The sequence below is a fragment of the Streptomyces sp. NPDC056222 genome (assembly GCF_042264065.1).
Lineage (GTDB): Bacteria > Actinomycetota > Actinomycetes > Streptomycetales > Streptomycetaceae > Streptomyces.
Genome location: NZ_JBHJTL010000017.1, coordinates 81358 through 97962, shown reverse-complemented (window position 1 = coordinate 97962; position 16605 = coordinate 81358). Strand labels below are relative to the sequence as shown.

The window sequence follows — 16605 nt, the reverse complement described above, 5'->3', positions numbered from 1 at the left end:
TTTGGCTCAGCCCCGGCCTGTGGCACGCGGTTTGGGGGCTGCGCGCCCGTTAGTCCACTTGATTCGAAATTGCGGCGGGGCGGCACCCGGGTGTGGGGGTCCCGCCCTTCGGTTCGCACGACTTACTGGTTGTACGGACCGTAGTCGTAGTCCTCCAGCGGAACGGCCTGGCCGGAGCCGGTGCCGAACGGCGAGTAGTCGATGTCGTCGTAGCCGACGGCCGAGTACATCGCGGCCTTGGCCTCCTCGGTCGGCTCCACCCGGATGTTGCGGTAGCGGGACAGACCCGTACCGGCCGGGATGAGCTTACCGATGATGACGTTCTCCTTGAGGCCGATGAGGCTGTCGGACTTGGCGTTGATCGCCGCATCCGTCAGGACTCGGGTCGTCTCCTGGAAGGAGGCGGCCGACAGCCAGGACTCCGTCGCCAGCGAGGCCTTGGTGATACCCATCAGCTGCGGACGGCCGGAGGCGGGGTGACCGCCCTCGGTGACCACACGACGGTTCTCGGTCTCGAACTTCGAGCGCTCGACGAGCTCGCCCGGCAGCAGCTCCGCGTCGCCGGACTCGATGATCGTCACACGGCGCAGCATCTGCCGGATGATGATCTCGATGTGCTTGTCGTGGATCGACACACCCTGCGAGTTGTAGACCTTCTGGACTTCGCCGACCAGGTGGACCTGGACCGCGCGCTGACCGAGGATCCGCAGCACGTCGTGCGGGTTGGTGGCACCCACGGTGAGCTTCTGGCCCACCTCGACGTGGTCGCCCTCGCCCACCAGCAGACGGGCACGCTTCGAGATCGGGAACGCCGTCTCATCGCTGCCGTCGTCCGGGGTGACGACGATCTTCTTGGTCTTCTCGGTCTCCTCGATACGGACGCGGCCGGCCGCCTCCGAGATCGGGGCGACACCCTTGGGCTGACGGGCCTCGAAGAGCTCGACAACACGGGGCAGACCCTGGGTGATGTCGTCACCGGCCACACCACCGGTGTGGAAGGTACGCATCGTCAGCTGGGTACCGGGCTCACCGATGGACTGGGCGGCGATGATGCCGACCGCCTCACCGATGTCGACCAGCTTGCCGGTGGCCAGCGAACGGCCGTAGCAGAAGGCACAGGTACCGACGGCGGACTCACAGGTCAGGACCGAGCGGGTCTTGACCTCCTCCACGCCGGCGCCCACGAGGGCGTCGATGAGCACGTCACCCAGGTCGACGTTGGCCGGCGCGATGACCTTGCCGTCCACGACGACGTCCTCGGCGAGCATCCGCGCGTACACGGAGGTCTCGACGTCGTCCGTCTTCCGCAGGATGCCGTCGGCACCCTTCTCGGCGATCCGCAGCTTCAGACCGCGCTCGGTGCCACAGTCCTCCTCGCGGATGATCACGTCCTGCGAGACGTCCACCAGACGACGGGTCAGGTAACCCGAGTCGGCGGTACGCAGGGCGGTGTCGGCCAGACCCTTACGGGCACCGTGCGTCGAGATGAAGTACTCGAGGACGGAGAGACCCTCACGGAAGGACGCCTTGATGGGACGGGGAATCGTCTCGTTCTTGGCGTTCGACACCAGACCACGCATACCGGCGATCTGACGCATCTGCATCATGTTTCCTCGGGCACCCGAGTCAACCATCATGAAGATGGGGTTCGTCTTGGGGAAGTTCTCATTCATCGCCTCGGCAACCTCGTTGGTCGCCTTGGTCCAGATGTTGATGAGCTCCTGAGTGCGCTCTTCCTTGGTGATGAGACCGCGCTCGTACTGCTTCTGGACCTTCTCGTCCTGCTCTTCCCAGCCCTTGACGATCGCCTTCTTGGCCTCCGGGACGACAACGTCCGAGATGGCCACGGTGACGCCGGAACGGGTCGCCCAGTAGAAGCCCGCCGCCTTCAGGTTGTCGAGCGTCGCCGCCACGATGACCTTGGGGTAGCGCTCGGCGAGGTCGTTGACGATCTCGGAGAGCTGCTTCTTGCCGACCGAGTAGTCGACGAACGGGTAGTCCTCGGGCAGCAGCTCGTTGAAGAGCGCACGGCCCAGCGACGTACGCAGGCGGAACGAGTCACCCTGCTGCCACTCCGGCTCGCCCTCCTCGGCGACCGGGGGAACCCAGCCGCGCGGCGGAACGGTGCCGATCGGGAAGCGGATGTCGATCTGCGACTGCAGCGCGAGCTCGCCGGCGTCGAACGCCATGATCGCCTCGGCCGTGGAGCCGAACGCACGGCCCTCGCCCTTGGTGTCACGGAGCTCACCGTCGGTGGTCAGGAAGAACAGACCGAGGACCATGTCCTGGGTCGGCATCGTGACCGGACGGCCGTCGGCCGGCTTGAGGATGTTGTTCGAGGACAGCATCAGGATGCGGGCCTCGGCCTGCGCCTCCGCGGAGAGCGGCAGGTGGACGGCCATCTGGTCACCGTCGAAGTCCGCGTTGAACGCGGTGCAGACGAGCGGGTGGATCTGGATGGCCTTGCCCTCGACCAGCTGGGGCTCGAAGGCCTGGATGCCGAGGCGGTGCAGCGTGGGCGCACGGTTCAGCAGAACCGGGTGCTCGGCGATGACCTCTTCGAGGACGTCGTACACGACCGTGCGGCCGCGCTCGACCATCCGCTTGGCGCTCTTGATGTTCTGCGCGTGGTTCAGGTCGACCAGGCGCTTCATCACGAACGGCTTGAAGAGCTCCAGCGCCATGGCCTTGGGAAGACCACACTGGTGCAGCTTCAGCTGCGGACCGACGACGATGACGGAACGCGCGGAGTAGTCCACACGCTTACCGAGCAGGTTCTGACGGAATCGACCCTGCTTACCCTTCAGCATGTCGCTGAGGGACTTCAGCGGACGGTTGCCGGGGCCCGTGACCGGGCGACCACGACGGCCGTTGTCGAAGAGGGCGTCGACCGCCTCCTGGAGCATCCGCTTCTCGTTGTTCACGATGATCTCGGGGGCACCGAGGTCGAGCAGACGCTTCAGACGGTTGTTGCGGTTGATCACACGGCGGTACAGGTCGTTCAGGTCGGAGGTCGCGAAGCGGCCACCGTCCAGCTGCACCATCGGACGCAGGTCCGGCGGGATCACCGGCACGCAGTCGAGAACCATGCCCTTGGGGCTGTTCGCGGTCTGCAGGAACGCGGAGACGACCTTGAGGCGCTTGAGCGCACGGGTCTTCTTCTGGCCCTTGCCGGTACGGATGATCTCGCGGAGGCGCTCGGCCTCCTCCTCGAGGTCGAAGGACTCCAGACGCTTCTGCAGCGCCGCGGCACCCATCGAACCGTCGAAGTACGTGCCGAAACGGTCACGTAGCTCGCGGTAGAGGAGCTCGTCGCCCTCCAGGTCCTGGACCTTGAGGTTCTTGAAGCGGCTCCAGACCTCGTCGAGACGGTCGATCTCGCGCTGCGCACGGTCGCGCAGCTGCTTCATCTCACGCTCGGCGCCCTCGCGCACCTTGCGGCGCACGTCGGCCTTGGCACCCTCGGCCTCGAGCTCGGCCAGGTCGGTCTCGAGCTTCTTGGCGCGGGCCTCCAGGTCGGAGTCGCGACGGTTCTCGATCTGCTGACGCTCGACGGAGACGTGCGCCTCCAGCGAGGGCAGGTCACGCGTACGACGCTCGTCGTCCACGAACGTGATCATGTACGCGGCGAAGTAGATGACCTTCTCGAGGTCCTTCGGCGCGAGGTCCAGCAGGTATCCGAGGCGCGACGGGACGCCCTTGAAGTACCAGATGTGGGTGACGGGGGCGGCGAGCTCGATGTGGCCCATCCGCTCACGACGCACCTTGGCGCGGGTGACCTCGACGCCACACCGCTCACAGATGATGCCCTTGAAGCGGACACGCTTGTACTTGCCGCAGTAGCACTCCCAGTCCCGGGTCGGACCGAAGATCTTCTCGCAGAAGAGTCCGTCCTTCTCGGGCTTGAGCGTGCGGTAGTTGATGGTCTCAGGCTTCTTGACCTCGCCGTGGCTCCACTGACGGATGTCGTCAGCGGTGGCCAGACCGATCCGGAGCTCATCGAAGAAGTTGACGTCGAGCACTATGCGTCAATCCCTCTCAGGGTTGTAAGTCTTGGGGTCTGAAACGGGGGTCCTGGGGCCGGCCGGGGGCTCATTGCTGAGCCCCCGTACCGGACTCCCGTCAGACCTCTTCGACGCTGCTCGGCTCGCGCCGGGACAGGTCGATACCGAGCTCCTCCGCTGCGCGGAAGACGTCCTCGTCGGTGTCGCGCATCTCGATGGACATGCCGTCCGAGGACAGCACCTCCACGTTGAGGCACAGGGACTGCATCTCCTTGATGAGCACCTTGAAGGACTCGGGGATGCCGGGCTCAGGGATGTTCTCGCCCTTGACGATGGCCTCGTAGACCTTCACGCGGCCGGTCACGTCGTCGGACTTGATCGTCAGCAGCTCCTGGAGGGCGTACGCGGCGCCGTATGCCTCCAGCGCCCACACCTCCATCTCACCGAAGCGCTGGCCACCGAACTGGGCCTTACCACCCAGCGGCTGCTGGGTGATCATCGAGTACGGACCGGTCGACCGGGCGTGCAGCTTGTCGTCGACCAGGTGGTGGAGCTTGAGGATGTACATGTACCCGACCGAGATCGGGTCCGGGAACGGCTCACCGGAGCGGCCGTCGAACAGACGCGCCTTGCCGGACGGGAGCACCATGCGCTCGCCGTCGCGGTTCGGGATCGTGTGCTGCAGCAGACCCGCGAGCTCGTCCTCACGCGCACCGTCGAAGACCGGGGTGGCGACGTTGGTGCCCGGCGCGACCTGGTCGGCACCGATGGCCTGCAGGCGCTGCGCCCAGTCGTCCGCGAGACCGGAGACGTCCCAGCCGCGGCTGGCGAGCCAGCCGAGGTGGATCTCCAGGACCTGTCCCGGGTTCATTCGGGACGGGACACCCAGCGGGTTGAGGATGATGTCGACCGGAGTTCCGTCCTCGAGGAACGGCATGTCCTCGATCGGAAGGATCTTCGAGATGACACCCTTGTTGCCGTGACGGCCGGCGAGCTTGTCACCATCGGTGATCTTGCGCTTCTGGGCGACGTAGACGCGGACCAGCTGGTTCACGCCCGGGGGAAGCTCGTCGCCCTCCTCGCGGTCGAAGACGCGGACGCCGATGACCTTGCCGGTCTCGCCGTGCGGCACCTTCAGCGAGGTGTCACGGACCTCACGCGCCTTCTCACCGAAGATCGCGCGGAGCAGACGCTCCTCCGGGGTCAGCTCGGTCTCACCCTTGGGCGTGACCTTGCCGACGAGGATGTCGCCGGCGACGACCTCGGCACCGATACGGATGATGCCGCGCTCGTCGAGGTCGGCGAGGACCTCCTCGGAGACGTTCGGGATGTCCCGGGTGATCTCCTCCGGGCCGAGCTTGGTGTCACGGGCGTCGACCTCGTGCTCCTCGATGTGGATCGAGGAGAGGACGTCGTCCTGCACGAGGCGCTGCGACAGGATGATCGCGTCCTCGTAGTTGTGACCCTCCCACGGCATGAACGCCACGAGCAGGTTCTTGCCGAGCGCCATCTCACCGTTCTCGGTGGCCGGACCGTCGGCGAGGACCTGGCCCTCGATGACCCGGTCGCCCTCGGAGACGACGACCTTCTGGTTGACCGAGGTGCCCTGGTTCGAGCGGGAGAACTTGGCCATCCGGTACGTGGTGTACGTGCCGTCGTCGTTGGCGACGGTGATGTAGTCGGCCGAGACCTCCTGGACGACACCGTCCTTGTCGGCCTTCGGCACGTCACCGGCGTCGGTGGCACAGCGGTACTCCATGCCGGTACCGACGAGCGGGGCCTCGGACTTAATCAGCGGCACCGCCTGACGCATCATGTTCGCGCCCATGAGGGCACGGTTGGCGTCGTCGTGCTCGAGGAAGGGGATCATGGCCGTCGCGACCGACACCATCTGGCGCGGCGAGACGTCCATGTAGTCGACCTCGGTCGGCGGGACGTAGTCGACCTCGCCACCACGGCGGCGGACCAGAACGCGCGGCTCGGTGAAGCGGAGCTCGTCGTTCAGGGTCGCGTTCGCCTGGGCGATGACGAAGCGGTCCTCCTCGTCGGCGGTGATGTAGTCGACCTCGTCGGTGACCTGACCGTCGACGACCTTGCGGTACGGCGTCTCGATGAAGCCGAACGCGTTGACGCGGCCGTACGAGGCGAGCGAACCGATCAGACCGATGTTCGGGCCTTCGGGGGTCTCGATCGGGCACATGCGTCCGTAGTGGGACGGGTGCACGTCTCGGACCTCGAAGCCGGCCCGCTCACGGGACAGACCACCGGGACCCAGCGCCGAGAGACGACGCTTGTGCGTCAGACCCGACAGCGGGTTGTTCTGGTCCATGAACTGCGACAGCTGGCTGGTGCCGAAGAACTCCTTGATGGAGGCGACGACCGGCCGGATGTTGATCAGGGTCTGCGGCGTGATCGCCTCGACGTCCTGGGTGGTCATGCGCTCACGCACGACGCGCTCCATACGAGCCAGACCCGTACGGACCTGGTTCTGGATGAGCTCGCCGACGTTGCGCAGACGACGGTTGCCGAAGTGGTCGATGTCGTCGGTCTCGACGACGATCTCCCGGCCCGACTCGCCGATCGTCTCGGTCTCGCCCGCGTGGAGCTTCACGAGGTACTTGATCGTGGCGATGATGTCGTCGGTGGTCAGGACACCGGCGTCCAGCGGCTCGTCCGCGCCGAGCTTCTTGTTCACCTTGTAGCGGCCGACCTTCGCGAGGTCGTAGCGCTTCGGGTTGAAGTAGAGGTTCTCGAGCAGCGTCTGAGCGGCCTCGCGGGTCGGCGGCTCGCCCGGACGCAGCTTGCGGTAGATGTCGAGCAGCGCGTCGTCCTGGCCCTGGGTGTGGTCCTTCTCCAGGGTGGCGCGCATGGACTCGTACTCGCCGAACTCCTGCAGGATCTGCTCGGTGGTCCAGCCGAGCGCCTTCAGGAGGACGGTGACGGACTGCTTGCGCTTGCGGTCGATGCGGACACCGACCATGTCGCGCTTGTCGATCTCCATCTCCAGCCAGGCACCCCGGGACGGGATGATCTTGGCCGAGAAGATGTCCTTGTCGGACGTCTTGTCGATCGAGGAGTCGAAGTAGACGCCCGGCGAACGGACCAGCTGCGAGACAACGACACGCTCGGTGCCGTTGATGACGAAGGTGCCCTTGTTCGTCATGAGCGGGAAGTCGCCCATGAAGACCGTCTGGGACTTGATCTCGCCGGTCTCGTTGTTCGTGAACTCGGCGGTGACGAAGAGCGGGGCACCGTACGTGAAGTCACGGTCCTTGCACTCGTCGATCGAGTTCTTCGGGGGCTCGAAGCGGTGGTCGCGGAAGGTCAGCGACATCGACCCGGAGAAGTCCTCGATCGGAGAGATCTCCTCGAAGATCTCTTCCAGACCCGACTTCCTGGGGACGTCCTGTCCCGACTCGAGAGCTGCCTCGACGCGAGCCTTCCATGCGGCATTGCCGAGCAGCCAGTCAAAGCTCTCGGTCTGCAGCGCGAGGAGGTTCGGAACCTCGAGGGGCTCCTTGATCTTTGCAAAGGAGATGCGCAGCGGGGCGGTGCTGGCGCCGTTGTTCGTATTGGTCGAGGCGTTGCGCGAGGCGGCCAAGAGGGGGTCCTTCCGAGGGCTCGGACTCACTACGCGCGTACCGGTCCCCAGCGACGCACAGGGACAGACGATTCCTGATGTGGCCAAAGGCCCAGGTCAGGTCAGGTCTGCCGACAATGCTGTCGCGAGGGTATGCCCCAGGTGACGGGCAGGGGGCAGCTAACAGGCAGCGCAAAGGGTCAGTGTAGCCACTTGGCCCACTGATGTCCAGGGCGGGTTTTTCGCGACCCTCGTTGTTCTCAACTCCGCGGTACCTCGCGCCGTGTGGCGCACCTCGATACTGCCCGTTCCGCCGTCGATCCATGCCTCGGATACGGATCGTTGTGACGACGCGTCCTGAGAATTGCGCGCTGCGTGCGGTTCGTCAAGGCCCCCCGGTCAGCGGGGGCGCACGGCGAAGATCACCATACTCCGCTCCCCGCGGCTCGCACGACCCTCGCCACGCCCTTCCCGGGCACGCCGAAGGGCGACCACCCGGATGGGTGATCGCCCTTGGCGAGGCGCCTGAGAGGCGCCTGAGCGAGTCAGGAGACCCGCAGGGACTTACTTGACCGTGACGGAGGCGCCGGCAGCCTTGAGGGACTCGGCAGCCTTCTCCGCGGCCTCCTTGGCGACCTTCTCGAGAACCGGCTTCGGGGTGCCGTCGACGAGGTCCTTGGCCTCCTTCAGACCCAGGGAGGTGAGCTCACGCACGACCTTGATGACCTGGATCTTCTTCTCGCCGGCACCCTCGAGGATGACGTCGAACTCGTCCTGCTCGGCCTCGGCCTCGGCCGGGGCGCCAGCGGCGGCCGGGCCGGCAACGGCGACGGCGGCGGCAGCGGTGACGTCGAACTTGTCCTCGAAGGCCTTCACGAACTCGGAGAGCTCGATGAGGGTCATCTCCTCGAACTGGGCGAGGAGGTCGTCCTGAGAGAGCTTCGCCATGATGGGCGATCCTTCCACTAATTCGGCAGGTGCCGGATGTATGTAGAGGCGGGCGTAACGGCCCGCTACGACCCACGCACTAGGCGGCGTGGATCAGTGCGCGAGCCGAATTACTCGGCACCGCCCTGCTCGGCGAGCTTGACGCGAAGCGCCTCCGCGGTGCGGACGAACTTCGACGGCAGCGCCTGGAGGAGCGAAGCAGTCTGGGACTGCTTGCCCTTGAAGGCACCGGCCAGCTTGCTGAGCAGAACCTCGCGGGACTCGAGGTCCGCAAGCTTCTTGAACTCGTCGGCGGTCAGCGCCTTGCCATCAAGGACACCGCCCTTGATGACGAGGTTCGGGTTGTCCTTGGCGAAGTCACGCAGAGCCTTCGCCGACTCCACCGGGTCACCGGTGACGAAGGCGGCCGCGGTCGAACCAGCGAGCTGGTCGTCGAGCGACGCGATCCCGGCCTGGTTGGCCGCAATCTTGGTCAGCGTGTTCTTCACCACGGCGTACTGGGCGTTCTCACCGAGCGAACGACGCAGCGTCTTGAGCTGCGCCACGGTGAGCCCCGTGTACGAGGTCAGCACGACGGCGTTCGAGCTGCGGAACTTGTCCTCAAGCTCGGCTACCGCGGCAGCCTTGTCGGGCCTTGCCATAGAGCGTCGGCCTCCTTCCGGGTGATGAGGACCGCTCAGAAGGGGCTGAACAAAGAGAAACGCCCCGGCGCAGGCGCACGGGGCTCAGCTCGACCGGATCGAAACGAACCGGGAACTCTTCCACGATCACCTGCGCGGGCCGTTCGCATCTCAGCGAACCTTCGGCCACCGGATCTCTTACGAGACACGGCAACGACCAGCGGTCTTTGGCTTCTGTGGAAGAGTACGCGACGTCTGCGGCGGGGAGCAAATCCGCCCGTACGGCTCAGCTGCCGCCGAGCCCCTTCAGCATCTCCGACAGGTCGTACGTGTCCTTGGCGGGCGGGGCCTTGACGGCGGCCTTCGGGCCGTAGTCGGTGTAGTCGCCCTTCATGTGCACGGTCCCCACGGCCGTGGTCATGGAGACGACCATGCGGACCGGGTAGCCGGCCTCGTCGACCCAGACGTCGGTGTCGTAGCCCTTCATGCCGATCTTCTCGACATTGGCGATGAGCTTCTCGCGCTCCTCCTTGGAGAGGGTCGCGGACTTCGCCTTGTTGGCGTCCATCATCTGCTCGAAGCTCAGCGTGCCCTTGTAGTGCTGGGCCTGGACGCCGTTGATCTTCTCGGCGCCGATGTGCTTGAGGTTCGGGGACTCGAGCAGCAGGGCGAGCTGCTGGGCCGGGTCCTGGTTCAGGCCGCTCTGCAGGCCGCCCAGCCCGTCCTGGCCCTTCTGGCCCTTGAGGTCCACCTTCATCCAGCGCTTGCCGTCCATCTCGGCGGCCCGCTCGGCGCCCACGTCCATGTACATGGCGTCGTCGAGCATGATCATGCGCGTCTGCTCGGGGGCGTCCGGGTCGCCGGCCGTCATCAGCGAGCCCTTCATGGTGATGTCCATGGCTCCGGGGTTCCAGCCCTGGACACCGGTCATCTCCATGGTGCCGCCGCCCTCCATGACGGCCGGCATCGTGATGGTCAGGCGGATCTTCGCGGACTTGGCGTCCGAGGTCTTGTTGTAGGCGGCCTGGATGACCTTCGTGACGGCCTCGTGGCTCTGGAGCTGCGGCTCCGCCGTCGCCTTCGCCTTGGCCGGGGCGGACGCCGCCTTCTTGCCCCCGTCGCCGTCCTGACAGCCCGCGACACCGGCGATGACGGCCACCGCCGTCAGCGAGACGCCCGCGCGCTTCCATGCGGTCATGCCCATGAGTCCCCACCCCTGCGATCTTCTGGTCGTCGTACGACTGAACGGTAACCCAGGGCTCTGACGTCGTCGTACGAAAAAACCGGCCCCCTGCCCCTCCGAGGAGGGGCAGGGGGCCGGCTGACCACTTCAGCGAGCCGGATGGGCTCAGACCGCGGCCGGGTCCTCCTCGACGAGGAGGTTGCGGGTGCGGTTGGAGTCCAGCGGGATGCCGGGGCCCATCGTCGTCGTCAGGGTCGCCTTCTTGATGTAGCGGCCCTTGGCGGCGGACGGCTTCAGACGGAGGATCTCCTCCAGAGCCGCGGCGTAGTTCTCGACCAGCTTCGTCTCGTCGAAGGAGACCTTGCCGATGATGAAGTGCAGGTTCGAGTGCTTGTCGACGCGGAACTCGATCTTGCCGCCCTTGATGTCGTTGACAGCCTTCGCGACATCGGGGGTGACGGTGCCGGTCTTCGGGTTCGGCATGAGACCACGCGGGCCGAGGACGCGGCCGAGGCGGCCGACCTTGCCCATGAGGTCCGGGGTGGCCACAACGGCGTCGAACTCGTTCAGGCGCTGGCCCTTGGAGATCTCGTCGATGAGCTCGTCGGAGCCGACGATGTCGGCGCCCGCGGCGATCGCGGCCTCGGCACGGTCACCGGTCGCGAAGACCAGGACCCGGGCGGTCTTACCGGTGCCGTGCGGGAGGTTCACGGTGCCACGGACCATCTGGTCGGCCTTGCGCGGGTCGACGCCCAGGCGGAAGGCGACCTCGACGGTGCCGTCGAACTTGGTGGCGGCGGTGTCCTTGGCCAGACGGACGGCCTCGAGGGGGGCGTAGTTGCGCTCCCGGTCGATCTTGGCGTCCGCGGCGCGGAGTGCCTTGCTGCGCTTCACTGCTTCTCCTGTTGGTTCAGGTGTGTGGAGTCGTGGTGCGGGCCGGCGCTGGCCCTACCACTGAGGTCACAAGGGGGCTGATCAGCCCTCGACCGTGATGCCCATGGAACGGGCGGTGCCGGCGATGATCTTCGACGCGGCGTCGAGGTCGTTGGCGTTCAGGTCGGGGAGCTTGACCGTGGCGATCTCGCGGACCTGGGCGGCCGTGAGCTTGGCAACCTTGGTCTTGTGCGGCTCGCCGGAGCCCTTGTCCACACCCGCGGCCTTGAGGATCAGCTTGGCGGCCGGCGGAGTCTTGGTGATGAAGGTGAAGGAACGGTCCTCGTAGACCGTGATCTCCACCGGCACGACCATGCCACGCTGCGACTCGGTCGCGGCGTTGTAGGCCTTGCAGAACTCCATGATGTTGACGCCGTGCTGGCCCAGCGCGGGACCGACCGGCGGGGCCGGGTTGGCCGCACCAGCGTTGATCTGGAGCTTGATAAGCCCCGTGACCTTCTTCTTCTTGGGAGGCATTGCTCTCTCCGGGTCCTAGTGAGAGTGTTCAGCCCGCCATCCGGTCATCCGGATGGAGGCATACCGCACCACGATAACGGGTATAGACGTGCGGCTAAAAACCGAGCAGGTCAGAGCGGCTGCGAGAGCCACTCTGACCTGCTCGGAAACCTGTGAGGGTCAGTTCTTCTGGATCTGGTCGAAGCTGAGCTCGACCGGGGTCTCGCGACCGAAGATCTCGACGAGGCCCTTGACCTTCTTCGAGTCGGCGTTGATCTCGTTGATCGTGGCCTGGAGGGTGGCGAAGGGGCCGTCGGTGACGGTGACCGAGTCGCCGACCTCGAAGTCCAGGACCTGGACCTCGACCTTGCGGGCCGGAGCCGGCTTGCCCTCGGCCTCGGCGGCCTCGCGGGCGGCCTTCTCCTCGGCCTCCGGGGCGAGCATCTTGACGATCTCGTCCAGGGTCAGCGGGTACGGGTCGTAGGCGTTGCCCACGAAGCCGGTGACGCCGGGGGTGTTACGGACGACGCCCCAGGACTCGTTCGTCAGATCCATGCGGACGAGAACGTAACCGGGCAGCTTGTTCTGCCGGACGTTCTTGCGCTCGCCGTTCTTGATCTGGACGATCTCTTCCTCGGGGACCTCGGCCTGGTAGATGAACTCCTCGACGTTCAGCGAGACGGCACGCTGCTCGAGGTTGGCCTTCACGCGCTTCTCGTAGCCCGCGTAGGTGTGGATCACGTACCACTCGCCGGGCAGACCGCGAAGCTCGTCACGGAGGGCCTGGATCGGGTCGACCGGAGCGGCGGGCTCCTCGTCGGCCTCCTCGGCCTCTTCGAGCTCGGCCTCGACGTCGGTGTCCTCGCCGGACTCGTCTTCGTCTTCGTCGGATTCGTCGGACTCGACGTCGGTGTCGTCCTCGACGTCCTCGTCGGAGTCGTCCACGATGGTGAGGGCGGCCTCTTCGGCAGCCTCGCCCGCAGCGGCGTCAGCAGCCTCAGCCTGGTCCTCGTCGGCCGCCTCGAGGATGTCGAGCTCGTCCTCGGAAACGGACTCGTTCAGGTTCGGGTCAGACACGGTGGCTGCTTCTTCCTGGATACAGATGGGGTGGAACAAGAAGTCAGCCGAAGACGTACTTGACTGCTTCCTGGAAGCCATAGTCAATCACGGTCACAAGGCCGATCATGATGACAACGAAGACAATCACTACCGTGGTGTACGTCGTCAGCTGGCTGCGAGTGGGCCAGACGACCTTGCGAAGTTCCGCGACGATCTGGCGGTAGAAGAGCGCGAGACGGCCCAGGGGGCCCTTCTTTCCGCGCTTGCCGCCCTTGCGGGCCTTCTTCTTCGAGTCCGGCGCCTCGTCCTCGGCATCAGGCATGTCGATGGAGCCCACGGCGTCCGTCACGCTTCTCACCTGATCCCGGGTCATGGCAGTGCCGTGCCGGGTGGATCCGCACGGCGGTGCATTGAAGTACGTACATGCGCACACATCCTGGCGGTGTGTGTAGCAGGGCCGGAGGGACTTGAACCCCCAACCGCCGGTTTTGGAGACCGGTGCTCTACCAATTGAGCTACGACCCTTTGTGGCTCCCCCAACCTACCGCATCGTGAGATGTGGTCTGTGCGGGCCAACGAGCAGTGAGTGTACGTGTTCATGAGCGCCGCGTCGAACAGAAAGCACGTGGGAGCCCTCGCGGACCCTCGTACGACCAGGAATGACCGTTCCTGTCCGCTCCCTGAAACCTGTGTGCCGGGCGGGAAGGCGGTCTGGGAGCATGGGCCGCATGAGCGCTGCTACCCCTCCGACCGAGCGCCGGGTCTCCGCCCGCGTCGGTGCGATCTCCGAGTCCGCGACCCTCGCCGTCGACGCCAAGGCCAAGGCCCTCAAGGCCGCCGGGCGCCCGGTGATCGGTTTCGGCGCGGGTGAGCCCGACTTCCCGACCCCGGACTACATCGTCGACGCCGCCGTCGAGGCGTGCAAGAACCCGAAGTACCACCGCTACACGCCGGCCGGCGGTCTGCCCGAGCTGAAGGCCGCGATCGCCGCCAAGACGCTGCGCGACTCCGGCTACGAGGTCGACGCCTCCCAGGTCCTGGTGACCAACGGCGGCAAGCAGGCGATCTACGAGGCCTTCGCCGCGATCCTCGACCCGGGCGACGAGGTCATCGTCCCGGCCCCGTACTGGACGACGTACCCCGAGTCGATCCGGCTCGCGGGCGGTGTCCCGGTCGATGTCGTCGCCGACGAGACCACCGGCTACCGCGTCTCGGTGGAGCAGCTGGAGGCGGCGCGCACGGAGAAGACCAAGGTCGTCCTCTTCGTCTCCCCGTCGAACCCGACCGGCGCCGTCTACAGCGAGGCCGAGACCGAGGCGATCGGCCGCTGGGCCGTCGAGCACGGTCTGTGGGTCCTCACGGACGAGATCTACGAGCACCTGGTCTACGGCGGGGCCTCCGCGGTCTCCCTGCCGTCGGTCATGCCGGAGCTGCGCGACAAGTGCATCGTCGTCAACGGCGTCGCGAAGACGTACGCGATGACCGGCTGGCGCGTGGGCTGGATCATCGGCCCGAAGGACGTGGTGAAGGCCGCGACCAACCTGCAGTCGCACGCCACGTCCAACGTGAGCAACGTGGCGCAGGTGGCCGCGCTGGCCGCCGTCTCGGGCAACCTGGACGCCGTCGCGGAGATGGGCCGGGCCTTCGACCGCCGCCGGCAGACGATCGTGCGGATGCTCAACGAGATCGAGGGCGTGCTGTGCCCGACCCCGGAGGGCGCGTTCTACGTGTACCCGTCGGTGAAGGGGCTGCTCGGCAAGGAGATCCGCGGCAAGCGCCCGCAGAGCTCGGTCGAGCTCGCCGCCCTGATCCTGGACGAGGCCGAGGTCGCGGTCGTTCCGGGCGAGGCCTTCGGTACGCCGGGCTACCTGCGGCTCTCGTACGCGCTGGGTGACGAGGACCTGGTGGAGGGCGTGTCCCGGATCCAGAAGCTGCTGGCGGAAGCGCGCGACTGAGCACCTACCGCGGAAGTGGGCGGGCCCCTGGTTCTCGGAACCGGGGGCCCGTTTTTACGTTCTAGCAAGGTCCCGATCGGGGAAAGGGGCTGTATTCGTCCATTCGGGTGCGGCAAGATCCTTCAATGGAGCACGTTTCCGAGCACCCTTTCCGCGACATCAGCCTGCTGCCCAAGGCGCATCTGCACCTGCACTTCACCGGGTCGATGCGGCCCACGACCCTCCTGGAACTGGCCGACAAGTACGGGGTCCATCTCCCGGAGGCGCTGAGCAGCGGCACACCGCCCAAGCTGCGGGCGACCGACGAGCGCGGCTGGTTCCGGTTCCAGCGCCTGTACGACATCGCCCGGTCCTGCCTGCGGGAGCCCGAGGACATCCAGCGTCTGGTCCGCGAGGCGGCCCAGGAGGACGTACGGGACGGCTCGGGGTGGCTGGAGATCCAGGTCGACCCGACCTCGTACGCTCCCCTGCTCGGCGGTCTGATCCCGGCCATGGAGGTCATCCTGGACGCGGTGGACGCGGCCGCGCGCGAGACCGGGCTCGGGATGCGGGTCCTGGTGGCCGCGAACCGGATGAAGCACCCTCTGGAGGCCCGCACCCTGGCGCGGCTCGCGGTGCGGTACGCGGACCGGGGCGTGGTCGGGTTCGGGCTCTCCAACGACGAGCGCCGGGGCATGGCCCGGGACTTCGACCGCGCCTTCGCGATCGCCCGTGAGGGCGGTCTGCTGGCGGCTCCGCACGGCGGGGAGCTGACGGGTCCGTCGTCCGTGCGGGACTGTCTGGACGATCTCCGGGCGGCGCGGGTGGGCCACGGGGTGCGGGCGGCGGAGGACCCTCGGGTGCTGCGCAAGCTCGCCGAGAAGGGGGTGACCTGCGAGGTCTGCCCTGCGTCCAATGTGGCCCTCGGGGTCTACGAGAAGCACGAGGACGTGCCGCTGCGCACGCTCTTCGAGGCGGGGGTCCCGATGGCGCTGGGCGCCGACGACCCGCTGCTCTTCGGATCGCGTCTCGCCGCCCAGTACGAGATCGCCCGCCGCCACCACGCCTTCACCGACGCGGAACTGGCCGAACTGGCCCGCCAGTCGATCCGCGGCTCGGCGGCCCCGGAGGACGTCAGCCGGAAGCTGCTGTCCGGCATCGACGACTGGCTGGCCGCCCCGGCGGCGTGAAGCGGTGCAGGGGCGGGTGGGCCTGGAAGCCGATGTCGAGCTCGGCGCGGTCCCACCGGCCGTCGGAGCTCGGCTCCAGGAGCGGGGTGAGCGAGCCGGTCAGGGCGTCGTGCCCCTGGCGGGCGCGCTTGTGCAGCGGGCCGAAGCCGGCCGCTGCCTCGAAGGTGGTGGCGGCGGCGGAGAAGACGTCGCGACCGCCGAAGAGGAAGAGCGTGCGGGCGTGGACGGCGGGGCGCAGCCATTCGCTCGCCCGCCAGTGACGCCGTTCCCACTCCGCCTCCCAGGCGGCCGCGTGCGCGGCGGTGCGGGACTCGTCCGTGTGGATGGTCAGTGGGGTGCCGCCCGTGCGGAGCCGGGCGCGCAGCTGCGGCCACGCGGAGGGGCGCAGGCCAGGTGTGCCATGGGCGAGGACGAGATCGACGGGCGTTCCCGGGGCGTAGGTCCTGGGGAGGCTCTCGCGCAGCGGCACGTGGACGATCGTGTGCCGGGAGAAGGCGGCGAAGGAGAAGAGCGCGGCGAGCCGGGAGAGCCCGTCGTGGTCGCCGAGAAGGTAGCCCCAGCCTTCGCCGAGCGGGTCGTTGAGCGTGGTGTGCCGGAGCGGGTGCCAGGGCTGGACGATCCGGTACGCGTGCGGCCCCGTGCGGGGCCTGAATTCGCGGCACTTGAGACGCATGCGGTCAGCGTGTCCGGGGCTCGGT

Annotated in this window: 12 protein-coding genes and 1 tRNA gene; 2 read left to right on the top strand and 11 right to left on the bottom strand. The window is 67.0% G+C overall.

Going from position 1 to position 16605, the window contains the following annotated elements:
- Positions 1-122 precede the first annotated feature (122 nt).
- The 10 genes from ACFC0D_RS11585 to ACFC0D_RS11540 all read right to left on the bottom strand — a co-directional run bounded on the left by ACFC0D_RS11585 (position 123) and on the right by ACFC0D_RS11540 (position 13308).
- On the bottom strand, positions 123-4022 hold the full coding sequence (locus ACFC0D_RS11585) for a DNA-directed RNA polymerase subunit beta' (RefSeq protein WP_376433632.1): 3900 nt from the start codon (positions 4020-4022) through the stop codon (positions 123-125).
- Between the two features lie 100 nt (positions 4023-4122).
- Positions 4123-7605, bottom strand: a complete 3483-nt coding sequence (gene rpoB, locus ACFC0D_RS11580) for a DNA-directed RNA polymerase subunit beta (RefSeq protein WP_376433630.1) — start codon at positions 7603-7605, stop codon at positions 4123-4125.
- A gap of 543 nt (positions 7606-8148) precedes the next feature.
- On the bottom strand, positions 8149-8532 hold the full coding sequence (gene rplL, locus ACFC0D_RS11575) for a 50S ribosomal protein L7/L12 (RefSeq protein ID WP_376433628.1): 384 nt from the start codon (positions 8530-8532) through the stop codon (positions 8149-8151).
- 110 nt (positions 8533-8642) lie between these two features.
- Positions 8643-9173: a 50S ribosomal protein L10 gene (gene rplJ, locus ACFC0D_RS11570; RefSeq protein ID WP_362362192.1), complete on the bottom strand. Its 531-nt coding sequence runs from the start codon at positions 9171-9173 to the stop codon at positions 8643-8645.
- 265 nt (positions 9174-9438) lie between these two features.
- On the bottom strand, positions 9439-10356 hold the full coding sequence (locus ACFC0D_RS11565) for a hypothetical protein (RefSeq protein WP_376433625.1): 918 nt from the start codon (positions 10354-10356) through the stop codon (positions 9439-9441).
- Between the two features lie 144 nt (positions 10357-10500).
- Complete coding sequence (rplA, locus tag ACFC0D_RS11560) at positions 10501-11229, bottom strand: 50S ribosomal protein L1 (RefSeq protein WP_361445285.1); 729 nt, start codon at positions 11227-11229, stop codon at positions 10501-10503.
- Between the two features lie 81 nt (positions 11230-11310).
- Positions 11311-11745 (bottom strand): 50S ribosomal protein L11, encoded by a 435-nt coding sequence (rplK, locus tag ACFC0D_RS11555; protein ID WP_030318720.1) that lies wholly within the window; start codon positions 11743-11745, stop codon positions 11311-11313.
- Positions 11746-11904: 159 nt separating this feature from the next.
- Positions 11905-12801: a transcription termination/antitermination protein NusG gene (gene nusG / locus ACFC0D_RS11550; protein ID WP_376433623.1), complete on the bottom strand. Its 897-nt coding sequence runs from the start codon at positions 12799-12801 to the stop codon at positions 11905-11907.
- Positions 12802-12844: 43 nt separating this feature from the next.
- The gene (gene secE, locus ACFC0D_RS11545) at positions 12845-13132 is read right to left on the bottom strand and encodes a preprotein translocase subunit SecE (protein ID WP_137993978.1); all 288 of its coding nucleotides are present in this window, start codon (positions 13130-13132) and stop codon (positions 12845-12847) included.
- Between the two features lie 103 nt (positions 13133-13235).
- Positions 13236-13308 (bottom strand) — tRNA-Trp (locus ACFC0D_RS11540).
- Positions 13309-13511: 203 nt separating this feature from the next.
- Between ACFC0D_RS11540 and ACFC0D_RS11535 the strand changes: the two genes are divergently transcribed.
- The gene (locus ACFC0D_RS11535; RefSeq protein WP_376433620.1) at positions 13512-14738 is read left to right on the top strand and encodes a pyridoxal phosphate-dependent aminotransferase; all 1227 of its coding nucleotides are present in this window, start codon (positions 13512-13514) and stop codon (positions 14736-14738) included.
- A gap of 125 nt (positions 14739-14863) precedes the next feature.
- Positions 14864-15907 (top strand): adenosine deaminase, encoded by a 1044-nt coding sequence (locus ACFC0D_RS11530; RefSeq protein WP_376433618.1) that lies wholly within the window; start codon positions 14864-14866, stop codon positions 15905-15907.
- On the opposite strand, the gene ACFC0D_RS11525 is transcribed toward ACFC0D_RS11530, so the two are convergent.
- A complete protein-coding gene (locus ACFC0D_RS11525) occupies positions 15852-16580 on the bottom strand; it encodes a hypothetical protein (RefSeq protein ID WP_376433616.1) in 729 nt (242 codons plus the stop codon). The two genes, ACFC0D_RS11530 and ACFC0D_RS11525, sit on opposite strands and share 56 nt — an antisense overlap.
- Positions 16581-16605 lie beyond the last annotated feature (25 nt).